A 15,912-nucleotide genomic window follows, 5' to 3' on the forward strand; every position below is an offset into this window, starting at 1 on the left:
GGGCAGTGGCAAAAATCAAAAAGCGGAAAACTCAGATGAAAGACACAAAACAATTCGGAATTACAGGAATCGGGATAATTTCACCTCTGGGTTCAGGCAAAGAAATAAACTGGCGGAAACTTATTAATTCCGAATCTCAAGTCCGTTATGACAAACAATACAACGCATACACTGCTCCGGTTTACGGTTTTAAAATGCAGGATGATATGCGACAATATGAGATGGCAAAAAGTGCAATTTTTGAAGCTCTGCAGGAAGCTGACATAAGAAATTCGAGATATAAGAAAAAAAGAATCGGATTTTGCATTGGAGAAAGCAAAATAAACCCCTTTAACAGAGTTTTTACTTTTGAAAATACTCTATTAGAAAGACTCAAAAAAATTTTCAGGTTTCACGGCACTATGCTTGCAATATCTGCGGCATGTGCGACAGGCGCTTTGGCAATCACAAAAAGCTGTAACTTTATAGAAAGCGAACTATGCGATGCAGTTATATGCGGGAGTGCTGAAACTTCAATACACCCCCTGTATATTTCGGCATTTAAAAATATGAAACTTCTAGCAAAGCACAATCCGAGTCCTTTTGACAAAAATAGAGATGGTTTCGCAATAGCGGAAGGCGCCTGTTTTATTATAGTTGAAGATATAAAAAAAGCATTGAGCCGCGGAGTAAAAGTTTACTGTGAAATTAAGGGCTTTTCAAACAAAATTTATTCAAATGACACTCTGTCCGTACATTCGCATAAAAAGATGAAAGATATAATAAAAAAGCCATAAACTCAGAAACGCCCGACTACATACACATGCATGGAAGCGGCACAAAATTAAACGATTATTACGAAAGCATGGCTGTTGCAGAAAACTTTGAAAACGCAGATAAAATTTCTTTAAGCTCCACAAAAGCAGCGACAGGACATATGCTCGGAGTTTCCGGAATGATAGGAGCGGTTTTCTCAGCACTTGCGATAAAAAACAATATTGTCCCCCCTACTTTAAATTTTAAGCATACCGATATAAATCTGGGATTGGATTATACTCCAAACAAAGCAAAAAGAAAGATTATAAATTCTGCTCTGTCTCTCTCTTTTGGATTCGGAGGACAGGGTGCCGCTCTTTTTTTCAAAAAATTATAATCCTGAACTGCAAAATTACTACATAAAAGACTCCGAGTTAGGTCTAAAATTTTCAGATATGATGAGAAAAAATGTATAATAGTAGTGGATTCAAAGCAATTCAAAGCAAAAGGAAAGTAAAATAATACAACCTCTGATATAACTTTAACGCCGCTATGTTATAAACATCTATCATTCTACCGCCGCCAGTATCTATTACTTCTTATAGTTTCAAAATTGCTTCTCTTTCCTAATTCATTGTCAACTGTGTCGTGAGCCGGCCTAAAACCTTAACGTCACCAGTAAAGTAGAGCAAAGATGTTTATCCTAAGAAGAACGGGATATTGTTTAGAAGCATCGCACTCTGTAGTATATGGTTTTGCAGGAATTTAGAAAAATTGTTTAGCGGGGAGCTTGAAACAGCACGGAAATTCCAAGATAAACCGCAGTATATACAAATAATATTTGATTTGCATGGGCATGAGAATAACAGGGAGAGAGAATAATATGAATCTTTCTAAATTTACTATTAAATCACAGGAAGCTCTGGCAGAGGCGCAAAACATAGCGTCGGAATACGGTAATCAGGAAATTACTTCTGAGCATCTTTTATACGCTTTAGTTAAACAGCAGAACGGGACGGTCGGCGAAATAATAAAAAAATCTGCGACGCCGGAACAGCAAAATATGCTGTATGCAAATATTTCAAAAGACTTACTCTCGGAAATTGAAAAAAAGCCGAAAGTTTCAGGCGGAAATTTATTTTTATCTCAGGGGTTAAACAAAATTTTAAATAATTCCGAAAAGACGGCTAAAAACCTAAAAGATGAGTTTATTTCTACAGAACACATTTTTATCGCCGTATCTGAAGAGATCTCTGAAAACGCTTCAAAAATATTAAAAAAACATGGGCTTACAAAAGACATTATTTTAAAAATACTTGTAAGCATAAGAGGCGATCAGAGAATCACGGATCAGAATCCCGAGGACAAATATCAGGCTTTGGAAAAATATGGAAAAGACTTAACGGACCTAGCAAAACGCGGAAAACTTGATCCTGTTATAGGCAGAGACGAAGAAATCCGCAGATGCGTGCAGGTTTTATCAAGAAGAACGAAAAACAATCCTGTCATTATAGGCGAGCCTGGCGTCGGTAAAACAGCAATAGTAGAAGGACTGGCACAGCGTATAATTTCCGGAGATATTCCCGAAAACTTAAAAGATAAAAAAGTTATGGCTTTAGATTTGGGAGCATTGATAGCAGGCGCAAAATACAGAGGCGAATTTGAAGACAGGCTCAAAGCGGTTCTAAAAGAAATTCAGTCGGCTCAAGGCAGGATAATTCTTTTTATCGACGAGCTGCACACTATAGTCGGAGCTGGTTCCGCCGAAGGGACGGTTGACGCCGCAAATATGCTGAAACCTATGCTTGCGCGCGGAGAGCTTAAACTTGTCGGAGCGACAACTCTTGACGAATACAGAAAATATATTGAAAAAGATGCTGCCTTGGAAAGACGTTTTCAGCCGGTTTTCGCGGGCGAACCGTCTGTTGAAGACACCATTGCAATTTTGAGAGGCATAAAAGAAAAATACGAAGTACATCACGGCGTTAAAATAAAAGATTCGGCGCTAGTTGCTGCCGCGACGCTAAGCGCAAGATATATAATGGACAGATATCTGCCGGATAAAGCGATAGATTTAGTTGACGAGTCTGCAAGCAAACTGAGAATAGAAATAGATTCCATGCCTGCAGAACTTGACTCTGTGGAACACAGACTAAGACAGATTGAAGTTGAAAGACAGGCTGTAAAAAAAGAGACTGACGCTGCATCAAAAGAACGTCTTGCAAATATGGAAAAAGAAATAGATAAATTGAAGCGGGATTCAGCTGAAATGAAAGTTCAGTGGGAAAAAGAGAAATCTTCGATTTCAGAAATCAGACGGCTTAAGGCAGAAATTGAAAACATGAAAATTGAAGAGCAGAAAGCCGAAAGAAACGGCGATTTAAACGCCGTTGCAGAAATTCGTTATGGAAAAATTCCGCAGGCGCAAAAACAGCTTGAAGAAGAAAATAAAAAACTTCTAAAACAGCAGAAAGAAAAAAAGATGCTAAAAGAAGAAGTTGACGAAGAAGATATTGCCGTAGTCGTAAGCAAGTGGACGGGAATACCTGTTACGCGCATGATGGAAAGCGAGATGCAGAAACTTCTTAAAATGGAAGATAAACTGCATGGGAGAGTCATAGGACAGGACGAAGCGATATCTGCAATAGCAAATGCTGTACGACGTTCCCGTTCTGGACTTTCAGATCCCAACAGACCTATAGGTTCGTTTCTATTTCTGGGTCCTACAGGTGTCGGCAAAACGGAACTTGCAAAAGCACTTGCAGAGCTTCTGTTTGACGACGAAAAAAATATAGTAAGAATCGATATGTCCGAATATATGGAAAAACACAGCGTATCTCGTTTTATAGGCGCTCCGCCCGGATATGTCGGATTTGAAGAGGGCGGGCAGTTGACTGAAGCCGTAAGAAGAAGGCCTTACTGCATAGTTTTGTTTGACGAGGTTGAAAAAGCAAATCGTGAAGTGTTTAATGTTATGCTTCAGTTGTTTGACGACGGCAGGCTTACGGATGGACGTGGAAAAACCGTTGATTTTAAAAATACGGTGATCATAATGACGTCAAACATAGGTTCTCAGCATATTCAGGAATCTGAAAACTATGACGAAATGAAAAATAAAGTTATGCAGGAACTCCGCAACTATTTCAGACCGGAGTTTTTAAACAGAATAGATGAAATAATAATATTCCGAAATTTGGGCGAGATGGAATTAAATAAAATTATAGAAATACAGATTAAATCCTTTGAAAGCCGCTTTGCGGCAAAAAATATTCATGTAAAGCTTACTGATAAAGCGAAAGACTTTATTTCTTCTAAAGGATATGATCCTGCTTTCGGAGCAAGACCTTTAAAAAGAGCTATACAGACATATTTACTTAATCCTCTTTCTTCAAAACTCATTTCAGGAGAATTTAAAGAAGGCGACAATATTTTCGTAAGTGCGGCAGAGAAAGCCGGAGACAGGCTGGAATTTAAAAAGAAATACGTAAATTAAAAATATTTGTTCCGAATAGAAGCTGTTTTGATATATGTTAATGATTGCACTATATGCAGTTTATCGGCTTTAACAGTCGTCTTTTTCCTCCGCTGTGAATACGTTTTGTACGGGCATTTAATTTGTCTTTCTGCCGGATCCCATCACTATCCGGTATAATAATTATTTTTATAATAATCGCACTATGCTGAAAGGTATAAAATGTATAAAGGAATATTTGTAACAGCGACTGACACGGAAGTAGGGAAGACTTATGTATCGTGTAAAATAGCGGAAACTCTTGAAAAATCCGGTATAAATACCGGTGTTTTTAAGCCAGTTTCAACCGGCAACAGAAACGATGCAAAAGCCTTAATTAAAGCCGCGAAAATTGACGAAAACACTGAAACGGTTACGCCTGTATTTTTTAAAAATCCTATGTCTCCTTACGGAGCGTTTTTACTCGAAAGAAGAGCTTCAGACAAAATTTTTGATTTAAAAAAAATCAATAATGCGTTTAAATATTTTTTAAACAAATACGAGTTCACCGTAGTTGAGGGGGTCGGCGGTATTTTAGTCCCCCTAAAACAAAACTTTTTTGTGAGCGATTTAATAAAAAAGTTTAATCTTCCGGTTATCGTAGTTGCGAGATTCGGCTTAGGCACGCTCAATCATACACTGCTTACAGTTGAAAAATTAAAAAGAGACAGGCAAAAGATTTTAGGAGTTATATTAAGCGGCAAGAAAAATAACAATGACGTTTCGGTAAAATCCAATGCTTTAATCATAAAAAAAATAACGAACCTATCCGTTTTAGAGCTGGGATACAATGAAAAAATTGATCTGGAGAAAAACATATGGATAATAAAATAAAGACGGCATTGACAAATTCAGATAAAAACAATATTTGGCATCCTTTTACGCAAATGGCGGACTGGCTGAACGACGATCCGTGCAAACCTTTAATAATAGACAGAGCGAAAGGTTCATATTTGTATGACGTTGATGGGAAAAAATATCTCGACGGAATATCTTCTCTTTGGGTAACTCTTTTAGGACACAAAAATCCCAGAATAGACAAAGCAGTAAAAAAACAGATCGATAAAGTTTCACATACAACTTTTCTCGGACTTACACACAAACCCGCGATCGATTTATCCGAAAAACTCCTAAAAATACTGCCTGACAACTTAAAAAAAATTTTTTATTCCGACGACGGTTCTACCGCCGTAGAAATTGCGTTAAAAATGGCTTATCAGTACTGGCAATTTAAAAATGAAAAACGGAGTTTTTTTCTGTCTTTAAAAAACGCTTATCATGGAGACACTATAGGCGCTGTTGCAGTAGGCGGCACAGATTTGTTCCATTCAAGATTTAGATCTTTGCTTTTTAAGAGTTTTTTTGCAATGTCACCTTACTGCTATAGATGCGTTTACAGAAAAAAGGAAATAAAGTTTCCCGTAACTGCAGAAAATTTTAAAGATCACAATATACAGATGCACTGTCGGGGACAGTGCATAAAAGAGGTTGAGTCAATTCTTGTCGAAAATAATAAAAAAATTGCAGCTGCTGTCATTGAGCCTATAAATCAGGCGGCGGCGGGCATGATAATAATGCCCAAAGGTTATCTTAAAGAATACGCAAATCTTTGCAATCAGTACGGAATACCTTTAATCTGTGACGAAGTCGCTACGGGATTTGGAAGAACCGGAAAAATGTTTGCAGTAGAGCATGAGAATATTAAACCCGATTTTATATGTTTGTCAAAAGGCATAACAGGCGGATATATGCCTTTGGCTGTTACTGCTACCACAAATGAAATTTATAGTGCTTTCTTAGGAAAATATGAAGAATTTAAAACTTTTTTTCACGGACATTCTTATACGGCCAATCCGCTTGCATGCACTGCCGCAAATGCGGTTATTGATACGCTAAACCAAAACAAAATTTTACAGAAGCTGCAATCTAAAATCAAACACTTGGAAAAAGAACTCACATCATTGCTAGAGCATTACAGAGTCGGAAATATCAGGCATTGCGGAGTAATGGCGGGCATAGAAATTGTTGAAGACAAAAAAACAGGAAAACCTTACGACTCTAAACTTAAAACAGGCGCAAAAATTTGTGCGAATTTAAGAAAACATGGAATTATAATCAGAAATCTAGGCAATACGCTTGTCCTATTTTTACATCTCACAATGACAAATCGGGAAACATCAAAAATAATAAGCGCAATTAAAATTGAACTAGACAATCTCTGAAATCGAATCTGTCAGTTTTTCAATATCCCGAGTAGTATGTCCCGCCGTAAGCGAAATTCTTATCCTTGATTGTTCTTTAGGAACAGTAGGCGGCTTTATCGCCGGAATATAAATTCCTTTTTCTCTAAGATATAACGATATTCTTTCGGTATTTTCAACGCTTCCGGTTATAACTGGTATTATTTGCGACTGCGTATTTGAAGTATTAAAACCGAGTTTGTTTAATTTCTTTTTTAAATATTCCGCTGTTTTAAGTAAAAATGCTCTTTCAGCGGCACTTCCTTTTAAGATTTCCAGAGATTTTAAAGCGGCAGCGCATACTGCTGGAGAAATTGCCGTTGTATATATGAAAGCTCTGCTTTTATTGATTAAAAAATTGATAAGTTTAAGGGAACCGCAAACAAAACCACCCTGTGCGGCAAAAGCTTTTGAAAGCGTGCCGACGGTTATATCTATTTTGTTTGAAACGCCGAAAACTTCGGCAAGTCCTTTTCCTTCTTTTCCAAAAACCCCTGTCGAATGCGCTTCATCAACCATACTCACAGCACCATATTTCCGACATAATTCGGTAAAATCTTTTAAAGGTGCAAAGTCTCCGTCCATAGAAAAGACTGATTCAGTTATCGTTAATTTAATTTCATATTTATGCGCTCGCTTAAGCGTTTTTTCAAGCGAGTTCATGTCGCAGTGTTCATAGACAAAAATTCTGCTGCCTGAAAGTTTTACCCCATCCCAAAGCGAAGCGTGGTTTAGTTTGTCCATTATTATGCACGAATTTTTCTCGTTTGCCATCAACGCACTTATAATACCGACATTAGTCTGATACCCACTCGGGAGAACAAGAGAAGCCTGTTTATTTTTAAAGACGGCAAGTCCAGCTTCCAGTTCTTCGTGGATTGAAAGATTGCCGCAAACTAAACGCGAAGATGTGCCTGCAAATCCATATTTTTCTATAGCGTCCGCAACTGCTTTATTTATTTCTTTATTCCCAGCAAGATCTAAATAATTATTTGATGAAAAATTTATGAATTTTCTTCCATTTACTTCGATCCTTACCGCAGGATTTGATTGTATAGTATTTAAAGTTCTTAGTAAACCGGCGTTTTCCATTTCTGATAATTTTTTCAATAAAAAGTCGTCAAGCATTTAAATCCCTCTACCGTCATTGCGGAAAAATTAAATTTGAAACTTAGTCCGGAACATTGATATCAAGCACGAATTATTTTATCTGCAAATCAGATATTGCAAAATAAAATATACTGTAATATTACTTTAAACCAAAGGCAGAGTTAAAAACCGAGCCTCGGTCAGGCATTACAATATTTCCGACGTTTTAGACTTACAGTTTTCTTGCTTGCTTAGTTAAACAACGACTTTTCGCCTATTAATTGTCGCACGTAAATGGTTCATTGCAGTTTTCTATCGTTCACAAAAGCAAGATTTTGACATTTTTCAGCGCCAAATTTCCTATATAAAAGCCCTGTCTAATATAAAAGACTAGACATTTGGAGACAAAATATTTTTAGGAGAAAATCCTTCAATATAAGTATGACACATAAAGCTTGGATTGTTTTTAAACTTCTAAAGATTACAGAGAAAACAGTCATATTGTTTTTCTATTGATATTAATTTCCGTACTCGAAATAAGATTCAACATCTTAACAGTAAAACAGACAAAAAATGTCTTTACTGTAATACGGTTTTTTTAGGACTTTAAAATATCTCTTAGCTCTCAAACCTAACATCCCCTTACAGCAAAGAGAAAAAAGAGAGCTTTATCGCAAGAGTGGATGAAAAAGAAAGAACCGTCACTACCAGAAAAGACAACATTCTGATGAAGCTATTTGTGTGCTGTCAAAAAACATAGTATTGAAAAAAAATAAAAACTATTCTCGTCCCGTGAATTAACTGCTCTAAAAATATTTACAATGACAACGTTAAACATTTACCGGCATAATAAAACTGTCGTCATAAAAAGCCACTGTTTTTATTCACTTTTTCTCAGCATAGCCTGCATCTTTGTCGGTAATCCCCAAAGATTAATAAAACCTTCAGCGTCTTTATGATTATAAATCTCGTCCTTTTCAAAAGTCGCAAGTTTTTCTGAATACAAAGAATACTTTGCTTGCCTAGCGACAATTATAATGTTTCCTTTATAAAGTTTCAATTTTATACTGCCGGTAACATATTTTTGCGTCTCGTTGATAAAAACATCAAGAGCTTCTCTGAGAGGCGAAAACCATAAACCATAATATGCAATTTCAGCATATTTATGGGCAAGCAACTGTTTAAAATGCAATGTATCGCGGTCAATGGAAATCGATTCAAGTTCTTCGTGCGCCGCATACAATACTGCGGCGGCAGGAGATTCATAAACTCCTCTTGATTTCATACCGACAAGCCTGTTTTCAACTATATCGGCTCTTCCTATACTATTTGCGCCCGCAATTTCATTTAATTTCGTAATCAGTTCAACAGGCGTAAATTTATTGCCATCTATAGAAACTGGAATACCCTGTTCAAATGCTATGGCAAGATACATTGGTTTATCCGGAGCCTTTTCTGGAGAAACAGTCATTTTAAACATTGACTCGTCGTACTCGTTTTCAAGATCTTCTAAAACTCCACCTTCATAAGAAATATGCCATAAATTTGCATCCGAAGAATACGGTTTTGCTTTTGTTACGGGAACGGAAATATCTCTTTTTTTAGCATAATTAATAGCATCTTCCCTTGACTTTATATCCCACTCTCTCCATGGAGCGATAATCTTTACATTAGGTATTAAAGACTTAAAAGCAAGTTCAAACCGCACCTGATCGTTTCCTTTGCCGGTTGCACCGTGACAGACGGCATCAGCTTTTTCTTTTTTTACAACATCCGCAATTTTCTCGGCGATTATCGGTCTTGCAAGCGACGTTCCCAAATAATATTTGTTTTCATATAAAGCGTTTACTTTTATCGTCGGGTAAATATAATTTGTAACAAACTCTTTTTTTGCATCAATTATATATGATTTCGAAGCGCCGGTTTTTTTTGCTTTCTCGTCTAATCCTTCAAGTTCTTTTCCCTGCCCTACATCAACACAACACGCCACAACTTCACATCCATAATTTTCTTTTACCCATGAGAGAATGATAGACGTATCAAGTCCACCTGAATAAGCTACAACCACTTTTTTAACACCATCCCTACATACAGGTTTACTGCTCACTTTGTTAATTGCCATTTTAGTGCCCCCTCCAAAATTTTCACAGCAAAATCCACGTCTTTTTTCGTAATTATAAGCGGCGGCAGTAATCTCAATACCGTATCATTAGTACAATTTATAATCAACCCTTTATCCATACAATAATTTACGATATCTTTGCCGTTTATTTTAAGATCCATTCCTATCATTAACCCGAGTCCCCTAACACATTTTATAACTGAATATTTATCTTTTAGATTTTCAAGTTTTATGCGGAGATATTCTGCAATTTTTAAAGAATTATTTAAAAATTCTGAATTGATAATATTTAATACCGCAAGTGCAGCGGCGCACGATACGGGATTTCCGCCGAAAGTGGAGCCGTGATCGCCACACAAAAAAGTCCCAGCGCATTTCTCTCCGGCAATAGAAGCTCCCAAGGGCAGTCCGTTAGCCAAAGATTTTGCCAAAGTGACAATATCCGGTTTAATGCCGTAATTTTCAAAGGCATATAATTTTCCGGTGCGACCCATGCCGCACTGAATTTCGTCAAAAATCAAAAGAAAGTTGTTGTCGTCACAAAACGCTCTTAGTTCTTTTAAAAATGTTTTATCTGAGGGAATTATTCCCCCTTCGCCCTGTACAGGTTCTATCATTATAGCGACGGTTCTGTTATTTGCAAGTTTCTTTACGGAATCCATATTATTAATTTCCGCAAAAACAAATTTCTCCTGTAGCGGTTTAAAAAATTTATGGAATTTATCCTGTCCTGTCGCAGAAAGCGTAGTCAGCGTTCTTCCATGAAACGAGTTGAAAAAACAAATTATCTCATATCTATTCCCCTCTTTTGAAGGATTTAAAAAACCCCATTTCCTTGCAATTTTTATTGCGCATTCATTTGCTTCCGCTCCGGAATTTGAAAGAAAAACTCTCGCGCCGGGAAATGTCCTCTTAACAAGTTCCTCGCCTAATTTAATCTGTGGAGGCGCATAATATAAATTCGAAACATGCGAGAAACTGTCTAATTGTTTTTTTGCTGCTTTTATTACGGCTTCATTACAATGTCCGACATTACATACGCTTATGCCAGCAAAAAAATCGAGATATTTTCTGCCGTTTTCATCCCATATAAACTGGTTTTTAGTCTCTTTCACTACTAAATCACCGCGTTTATACGTATGCATAAAATATTCATCTTCAATTTGTTTTATATTCATCTCAACCTCTTTTCTAATAATTCAGACAGCTTTAAATAAATCGGCAATTTTTTATTTTTGAAATAGTTCAAAAGCAATCTCAAAGTTTTACCTTCAGAAAAAAGAGTCAACAATATTTGATTATACACTTCGTCATTTGATAAAAGTTTTCTAAATACGGCAACGCTTAAATCTTTAATCTCGTTGAAAACAACTTCAGGCAAACCAGGAACGACAGTTTTCCAACTTTTTAAGTGTTCAACTATTTCATACCATATATAAGGTACTTTCAAATAGCTAAAAATATCTTTGCCATAGAACAAATATGTATTAATTTTTATAGTATTCAGATAAAGAAATTAATTCTTTTTTATAATAGTTTTTATTTTTCATTAAATCAGGATCTACAAAATAGATAATTCCGGTAATTTCATTGTCTTTGTAAATTTTTTTACTGCAATTAATTTTTTTTAAAAATTTTCAATCTGCCATCTTTTCTTAGTAGAATCATGGTCATCTCTAATTTTTTTGCTCTATAAAATAAATTTTTTTATTTAATTTTAAAATATTGATCAATAGTCAACTATTCATTTACTTTTTCACCGGAAATTTTCTTCTGAATAATAATAAAACCGTTTTCTATAAGGTACGATTCAATTAATTTTTCAAAAGCATCCCCAAATTTGATTTCTTGTGATTGTAACAAATTTTGTAAAATTTTCGCTTTGGATTTTGTCGGTCTAAACAATCCCACATATCTTTCCGGTTTATATGATATTTTTTCTAGCAAGTCGGATTTAGATCTTTCAAATACTTCCCCGTTAAGTATTTCTTTAAATTTATTAAAATTCACACTTTATTCCTTGTATTCTTCTTACTTTCTGCCACATATTTCAACAAAGTGCTATTTAGTTCTTCAACACAATTCTCCTTAAATTTAATTTGCACTACACGAGCATCCTTACTTTTATTAGAAAAATCCCTCTTATAGGCATACCTTAAACTATCAATCGATATTAGTTCATTATTTCTCAAAACATACCAAAAATCCCAACAATTATTACTTTCTTTATTTAGTATTTTGGCACTGATTTCATGAATGCTGCCAATCTCATTTCCGCTTTCTATTGATGCATCCGCTTGAACAACAGCTTCTTTATCTTTCTTCCGTGAATATAATTTTTCACCTATTTTTACATATCCTTTTTCTATAAGACTTCCAAAACCAACTTTCGGCTTTTTGTTTTCAATTTTATAAAGCAACAATTCTTTCTTTATCGATACAATTTTCTTTAACATATTATTTGCAACATCCATATAAGTTTTCTCTTTTTCAAAACTTATAAAGTTCCTTCCAAGTCTCTTTGCAACAACTGCCGTTGTGCCTCTTCCCATAAACGGATCTAAAACCAAATCACCTAAGTTTGAAGTTGATATTATAATTCTATACAGCAATTCAGCCGGCTTCTGCGTAGAATGTGCCTTTTTTCCGCTGACCTTAATTCTCTCCTTACCATTTCATATTGGAATAAACCAATCGCTACGCATTTGTAAATCATCATTCATTGTTTTCATTACATGATAATGAAGCGTATAGCAAGACTTAGCGGACTTTGTCGCCTATATTAAGGTTTTATGAGCATTATTGAATCTTGTACCTTTGAAATTAGGCATTGGATTAGTTTTAATCCAGATTACATCATTCAAAATCCAAAAACCTATATTTTGCATAATTGAACCGACTCTAAAAATATTATGATATATGCCTATAACCCAAAAACTTCCGTTTTTCTTTAAAACTCTATAACATTCTTTAAGCCATAAATTTGAAAATTCATCATATTTCTCTTTTGACTCAAACTTATCCCACTCATCCGAAACAGCGGCAACTTTTGTTTGATTTGGACGATAAAGGCATCCTTTCAACTGTAAATTATACGGCGGATCTGCAAAAATTAAATCAAAAGACTCATCGGCAATATTTTTTCAAAAGCTCAATACAATCTCTCTGATATATATTATTTATCTCAATTTCTCTATTATTTTTACTTCCTTATTACTGTTCCCTTTATTTTTTGTATTCCGCTTATCCCCTCTGCTATCCATACTTCTTTTAGACCTTTTTTAACGGATTCGGCACAGCCTTTAATTTTTGGTATCATTCCGCCGGTTATGGTTTTATCCTCTATTAAAGAGTTTATTTCTTTTATTTTAATTTCTTTAATTATGTTATTATTTTTATCAAACACTCCGGCAACATCAGTTAAAAATATGAGTTTCTGCGCTTTAAAAGCCACCGCTATTGAAGCGGCTAAAGTGTCAGCATTGACATTCATAATGTTGCCTTCAACGTCAGCGGCAATAGAAGCTATAACCGGTAAAAATCTGGCTTTTATTAAAATATCTATAAGTTTTCTGTTTACTTTAACCGGTTCACCGACAAAGCCGAGGTATTCAACCTGTCTGCATATTACACTTTTTCCGTCTTTGCCTGATATTCCGACGGCATTTGCGCCGTTTTTTATAAGACCTGTAGTCAAAACTCTGTTTACTTTACCGCTCAAGGCCAGCTCAACAACACCCAGCGTATCCGCATCAGTAAACCTTAAGCCGTTTACGAATCTGCTCGTTATTGCAAATTTTTCAAGCAGCGCATTTATTTCAGGTCCGCCGCCATGCACCAAAATAATATTTTGTCTTTTTGAAATTAAAGTAAGTTCTTCAAGAAACTTGTTCTGTGCCTGCGGATTTTTAGTCAAACTTCCGCCAAATTTCACCACCGTTAATTCACTCATTTCTTCCACCTATTTTAATACTCTGCCAGTTCTTAACAGCAGCTTTGTCACGAGAGTCAATTAAGCTGGACATAATTCAGCAGACGCTTTTTTATAAGCCGAAAACTTGCATTTTAACTTAAAACCACACATATGACATTTTGAAACGTCAGGATCAAAATTTTCAGCCGCTACGTTTTCTGCGGTTTCTATCGCGACATCTATCGCATCAGATATTTCGCTCTGAGATCTTTTTGTATAAATCTTTTTATTTTCAGATAAAAAATAAACCGATATTTTATCGGGATCAAAACCAAAAACGTTTTTGCACGCATATACGTAAAAACTTAACTGCAAATCTTTATCCACTCTTTCCTGCTCCCATATTTTCGCATGGGTTTTATAATCTACAATTTCATATTTGCCGTCAGGGTATCTGTCAACTCTGTCAATAATACCTATAAACTTGTATTTTCCTATATTTGCATCAAACGCTTTTTCAACATATATAACTTCTGTATCTGATGCGTTAAAAGATTTATAATAACTTGCAAGCATACGTCTGCCGCACTCATAATATTCAAATATCTGCTGCGGATCGGCAAACCCGTCATTTCTCCATGCATCATCATAACACTCAAATAACATGTCATAAGACTGTTCCTTTCCAACATGAAATTTTTCCAGCGCTTTATGAATGATATGCCCGAAAGTTATATCCGCATTAATCGGAATATGAAGATTATCTAAATACATAAGTTTGTATTTATATGGACAAAATAAATACATATTTACTCTTGAATAACTTATCTTAAAATCCTGTCTCATTTCTTATGTTTTCCAATTTCGCATGCTTGTAAAAAGAAATAATAGTATCGCCATATTTCTCTGTCCTAAAACATTCAAGTCCTACAAGATTTCCGACAGGTTCTTTTATGTGTTTCTGCGTTATTAGAATGGAGTCATCTTTTAAAATATCGTATCTCATTACATTTCTTAACACAGGATAAGTAAGCGCAAGCGCTTTTTTATTTTCGTCTTTGTAAGGGGGGCCCATAAAAATTATGTCATATTTATCCTGCAAAACGGCAAAATCTTTTATTATGTCGCATTTAACAATTTTCGCTTTGTCATTAAACCCCAGCATATTTACGTTGCGTTTAATGAGTGACAGAGAAATATCGCTTAACTCTGCAAACACCACTTTTTTTGCGCCGCGCGAAAGAGCCTCAATTCCGACCGAACCCGCTCCTGCAAACAAATCAATAAAAATAGAATAGGGAATCTTAAATTGTATTATATCAAAAATTGACTTTTTTATTCTGCCGAGCATAGGTCGTATGGACAAATTATCATGAGGCAGAGTTTTTATTATTCTTCCGCGAGCCGAACCCGCTATAACTTTCAAACTCATTCGGTTATTCTCCAAAAATTTGAACGAAAACTTTTCTGCTTCGCGGTCTGTTATCAAAGTCCACTAAAATCACCTGCTGCCATGTTCCCGTCATCAGAGATTTTGACACAACGGGTATGGTCTTTGATGTGCCTATCAATGAAGATCGTATATGAGAAAAACCGTTGCCGTCATGCCATTTTTCGTCATGGGCATAAAAACCGTCAACAGGAGCAACTATTTCAAGAGACTTGCGGAAATCCGCAATAAGTCCAGGCTCAAACTCAAGAGTCGTAATAGCAGATGTAGAACTTGTCACACCCAAAGTAGCTATGCCGTTCGTAATTCCAGAACGGGCGATAATTCTTTTGATGTCATCTGTTATATTAATAATATCAGTATAACCTTTAGTCTCGCAGTTAATGTACTCCGAATAAATCATTTATATTGCCTCCTTTGTTGTCTGTCCAATTTTTACTTCTTTGTCAAGTCCTATATATGCCCTTTATTTTGCCGAGTCTTATCATTATTCCAATTTCTTTGTTGGAGTTTTCCTCATCTTCGAGAATTATCTCTAGTCTTTCCATAAGTCTGTTTAGCTGTTCAGAACCATAATCCAGTGCCTTTAGGAATATCTTTGATGCTGCAAACATTCAGCGATACAAGAACTAATCCAGATTTACCCGTCTATTCCCATCTTGCCACATCAAATTTGAGCTTAACACATAGCAAAGCAATTGATGAAATTAGCCTTCCTTGCCTCGCTATTTTTTATTTTTGATACAATGAAGACACCTAGAAAGACAGTCGCTGCTTTAACTAACCATTTTACTCTGCCTATTCTAAAAGAATGTTTTGCTTCACTCTTAAACTGACTCTCCGTCATACTGA

15 protein-coding genes and 1 pseudogene are annotated in these 15,912 nt (G+C 35.7%); 5 read left to right on the forward strand and 11 right to left on the reverse strand.

Features of this window, described 5'->3' with window-relative positions; genetic code table 11:
* Nucleotides 1-5 precede the first annotated feature (5 nt).
* The 5 genes from RSTT_RS04040 to bioA all read left to right on the forward strand — a co-directional run bounded on the left by RSTT_RS04040 (nt 6) and on the right by bioA (nt 6,468).
* The gene (locus tag RSTT_RS04040; RefSeq protein ID WP_096525753.1) at nt 6-776 is read left to right on the forward strand and encodes a beta-ketoacyl synthase N-terminal-like domain-containing protein; all 771 of its coding nucleotides are present in this window, start codon (nt 6-8) and stop codon (nt 774-776) included.
* A gap of 26 nt (nt 777-802) precedes the next feature.
* Nucleotides 803-1,132 carry a beta-ketoacyl-[acyl-carrier-protein] synthase family protein gene (locus tag RSTT_RS04045; RefSeq protein ID WP_096525754.1) on the forward strand — a complete coding sequence of 110 codons (330 nt, stop codon included), beginning with the start codon at nt 803-805 and terminating at the stop codon, nt 1,130-1,132.
* 486 nt (nt 1,133-1,618) lie between these two features.
* Nucleotides 1,619-4,228: an ATP-dependent chaperone ClpB gene (clpB, locus tag RSTT_RS04050; RefSeq protein WP_015423566.1), complete on the forward strand. Its 2,610-nt coding sequence runs from the start codon at nt 1,619-1,621 to the stop codon at nt 4,226-4,228.
* Between the two features lie 201 nt (nt 4,229-4,429).
* Nucleotides 4,430-5,080: a dethiobiotin synthase gene (bioD, locus tag RSTT_RS04055; protein ID WP_096525755.1), complete on the forward strand. Its 651-nt coding sequence runs from the start codon at nt 4,430-4,432 to the stop codon at nt 5,078-5,080.
* On the forward strand, nt 5,065-6,468 hold the full coding sequence (gene bioA / locus RSTT_RS04060; protein WP_096525756.1) for an adenosylmethionine--8-amino-7-oxononanoate transaminase: 1,404 nt from the start codon (nt 5,065-5,067) through the stop codon (nt 6,466-6,468). Before bioD ends, bioA begins: the two co-directional genes overlap by 16 nt.
* Here bioA and bioF read toward each other — a convergent pair.
* The 11 genes and pseudogenes from bioF to RSTT_RS06190 all read right to left on the reverse strand — a co-directional run bounded on the left by bioF (nt 6,454) and on the right by RSTT_RS06190 (nt 15,674).
* On the reverse strand, nt 6,454-7,614 hold the full coding sequence (gene bioF, locus RSTT_RS04065; RefSeq protein WP_096525757.1) for an 8-amino-7-oxononanoate synthase: 1,161 nt from the start codon (nt 7,612-7,614) through the stop codon (nt 6,454-6,456). The two genes, bioA and bioF, sit on opposite strands and share 15 nt — an antisense overlap.
* Nucleotides 7,615-8,455: 841 nt before the next feature.
* A complete protein-coding gene (locus RSTT_RS04070) occupies nt 8,456-9,697 on the reverse strand; it encodes an argininosuccinate synthase (protein WP_096525758.1) in 1,242 nt (413 codons plus the stop codon).
* Entirely contained in the window at nt 9,679-10,875 is a 1,197-nt protein-coding gene (locus RSTT_RS04075; protein WP_096525759.1) for an aspartate aminotransferase family protein, read from the reverse strand. The genes RSTT_RS04070 and RSTT_RS04075 overlap by 19 nt, the downstream gene beginning before the upstream one ends.
* A pseudogene (locus RSTT_RS06980) lies at nt 10,872-11,707 on the reverse strand (HpyAIV family type II restriction enzyme). Before RSTT_RS06980 ends, RSTT_RS04075 begins: the two are co-directional and overlap by 4 nt.
* Nucleotides 11,704-12,309 (reverse strand): DNA methyltransferase, encoded by a 606-nt coding sequence (locus RSTT_RS06570; protein ID WP_197701987.1) that lies wholly within the window; start codon nt 12,307-12,309, stop codon nt 11,704-11,706. The pseudogene RSTT_RS06980 and the gene RSTT_RS06570 overlap by 4 nt, the downstream one beginning before the upstream one ends.
* Before the next feature lie 165 nt (nt 12,310-12,474).
* Nucleotides 12,475-12,780, reverse strand: coding sequence for a DNA methyltransferase (locus tag RSTT_RS06575; protein WP_197701988.1), 306 nt, complete (start codon nt 12,778-12,780; stop codon nt 12,475-12,477).
* Between the two features lie 119 nt (nt 12,781-12,899).
* On the reverse strand, nt 12,900-13,649 hold the full coding sequence (gene argB, locus RSTT_RS04090) for an acetylglutamate kinase (protein ID WP_096525760.1): 750 nt from the start codon (nt 13,647-13,649) through the stop codon (nt 12,900-12,902).
* Between the two features lie 60 nt (nt 13,650-13,709).
* Complete coding sequence (locus RSTT_RS04095; protein ID WP_096525761.1) at nt 13,710-14,456, reverse strand: RecB family exonuclease; 747 nt, start codon at nt 14,454-14,456, stop codon at nt 13,710-13,712.
* Nucleotides 14,440-15,042, reverse strand: coding sequence for a 16S rRNA (guanine(966)-N(2))-methyltransferase RsmD (rsmD, locus tag RSTT_RS04100; protein WP_015423574.1), 603 nt, complete (start codon nt 15,040-15,042; stop codon nt 14,440-14,442). The genes RSTT_RS04095 and rsmD overlap by 17 nt, the downstream gene beginning before the upstream one ends.
* A 4-nt stretch (nt 15,043-15,046) precedes the next feature.
* The gene (locus tag RSTT_RS04105; protein WP_015423575.1) at nt 15,047-15,463 is read right to left on the reverse strand and encodes a secondary thiamine-phosphate synthase enzyme YjbQ; all 417 of its coding nucleotides are present in this window, start codon (nt 15,461-15,463) and stop codon (nt 15,047-15,049) included.
* Nucleotides 15,464-15,506: 43 nt separating this feature from the next.
* Nucleotides 15,507-15,674: a hypothetical protein gene (locus RSTT_RS06190; RefSeq protein ID WP_172412860.1), complete on the reverse strand. Its 168-nt coding sequence runs from the start codon at nt 15,672-15,674 to the stop codon at nt 15,507-15,509.
* Nucleotides 15,675-15,912 lie beyond the last annotated feature (238 nt).

The sequence above is a fragment of the Candidatus Endomicrobiellum trichonymphae genome, assembly GCF_002355835.1.
GTDB lineage: Bacteria > Elusimicrobiota > Endomicrobiia > Endomicrobiales > Endomicrobiaceae > Endomicrobiellum > Endomicrobiellum trichonymphae.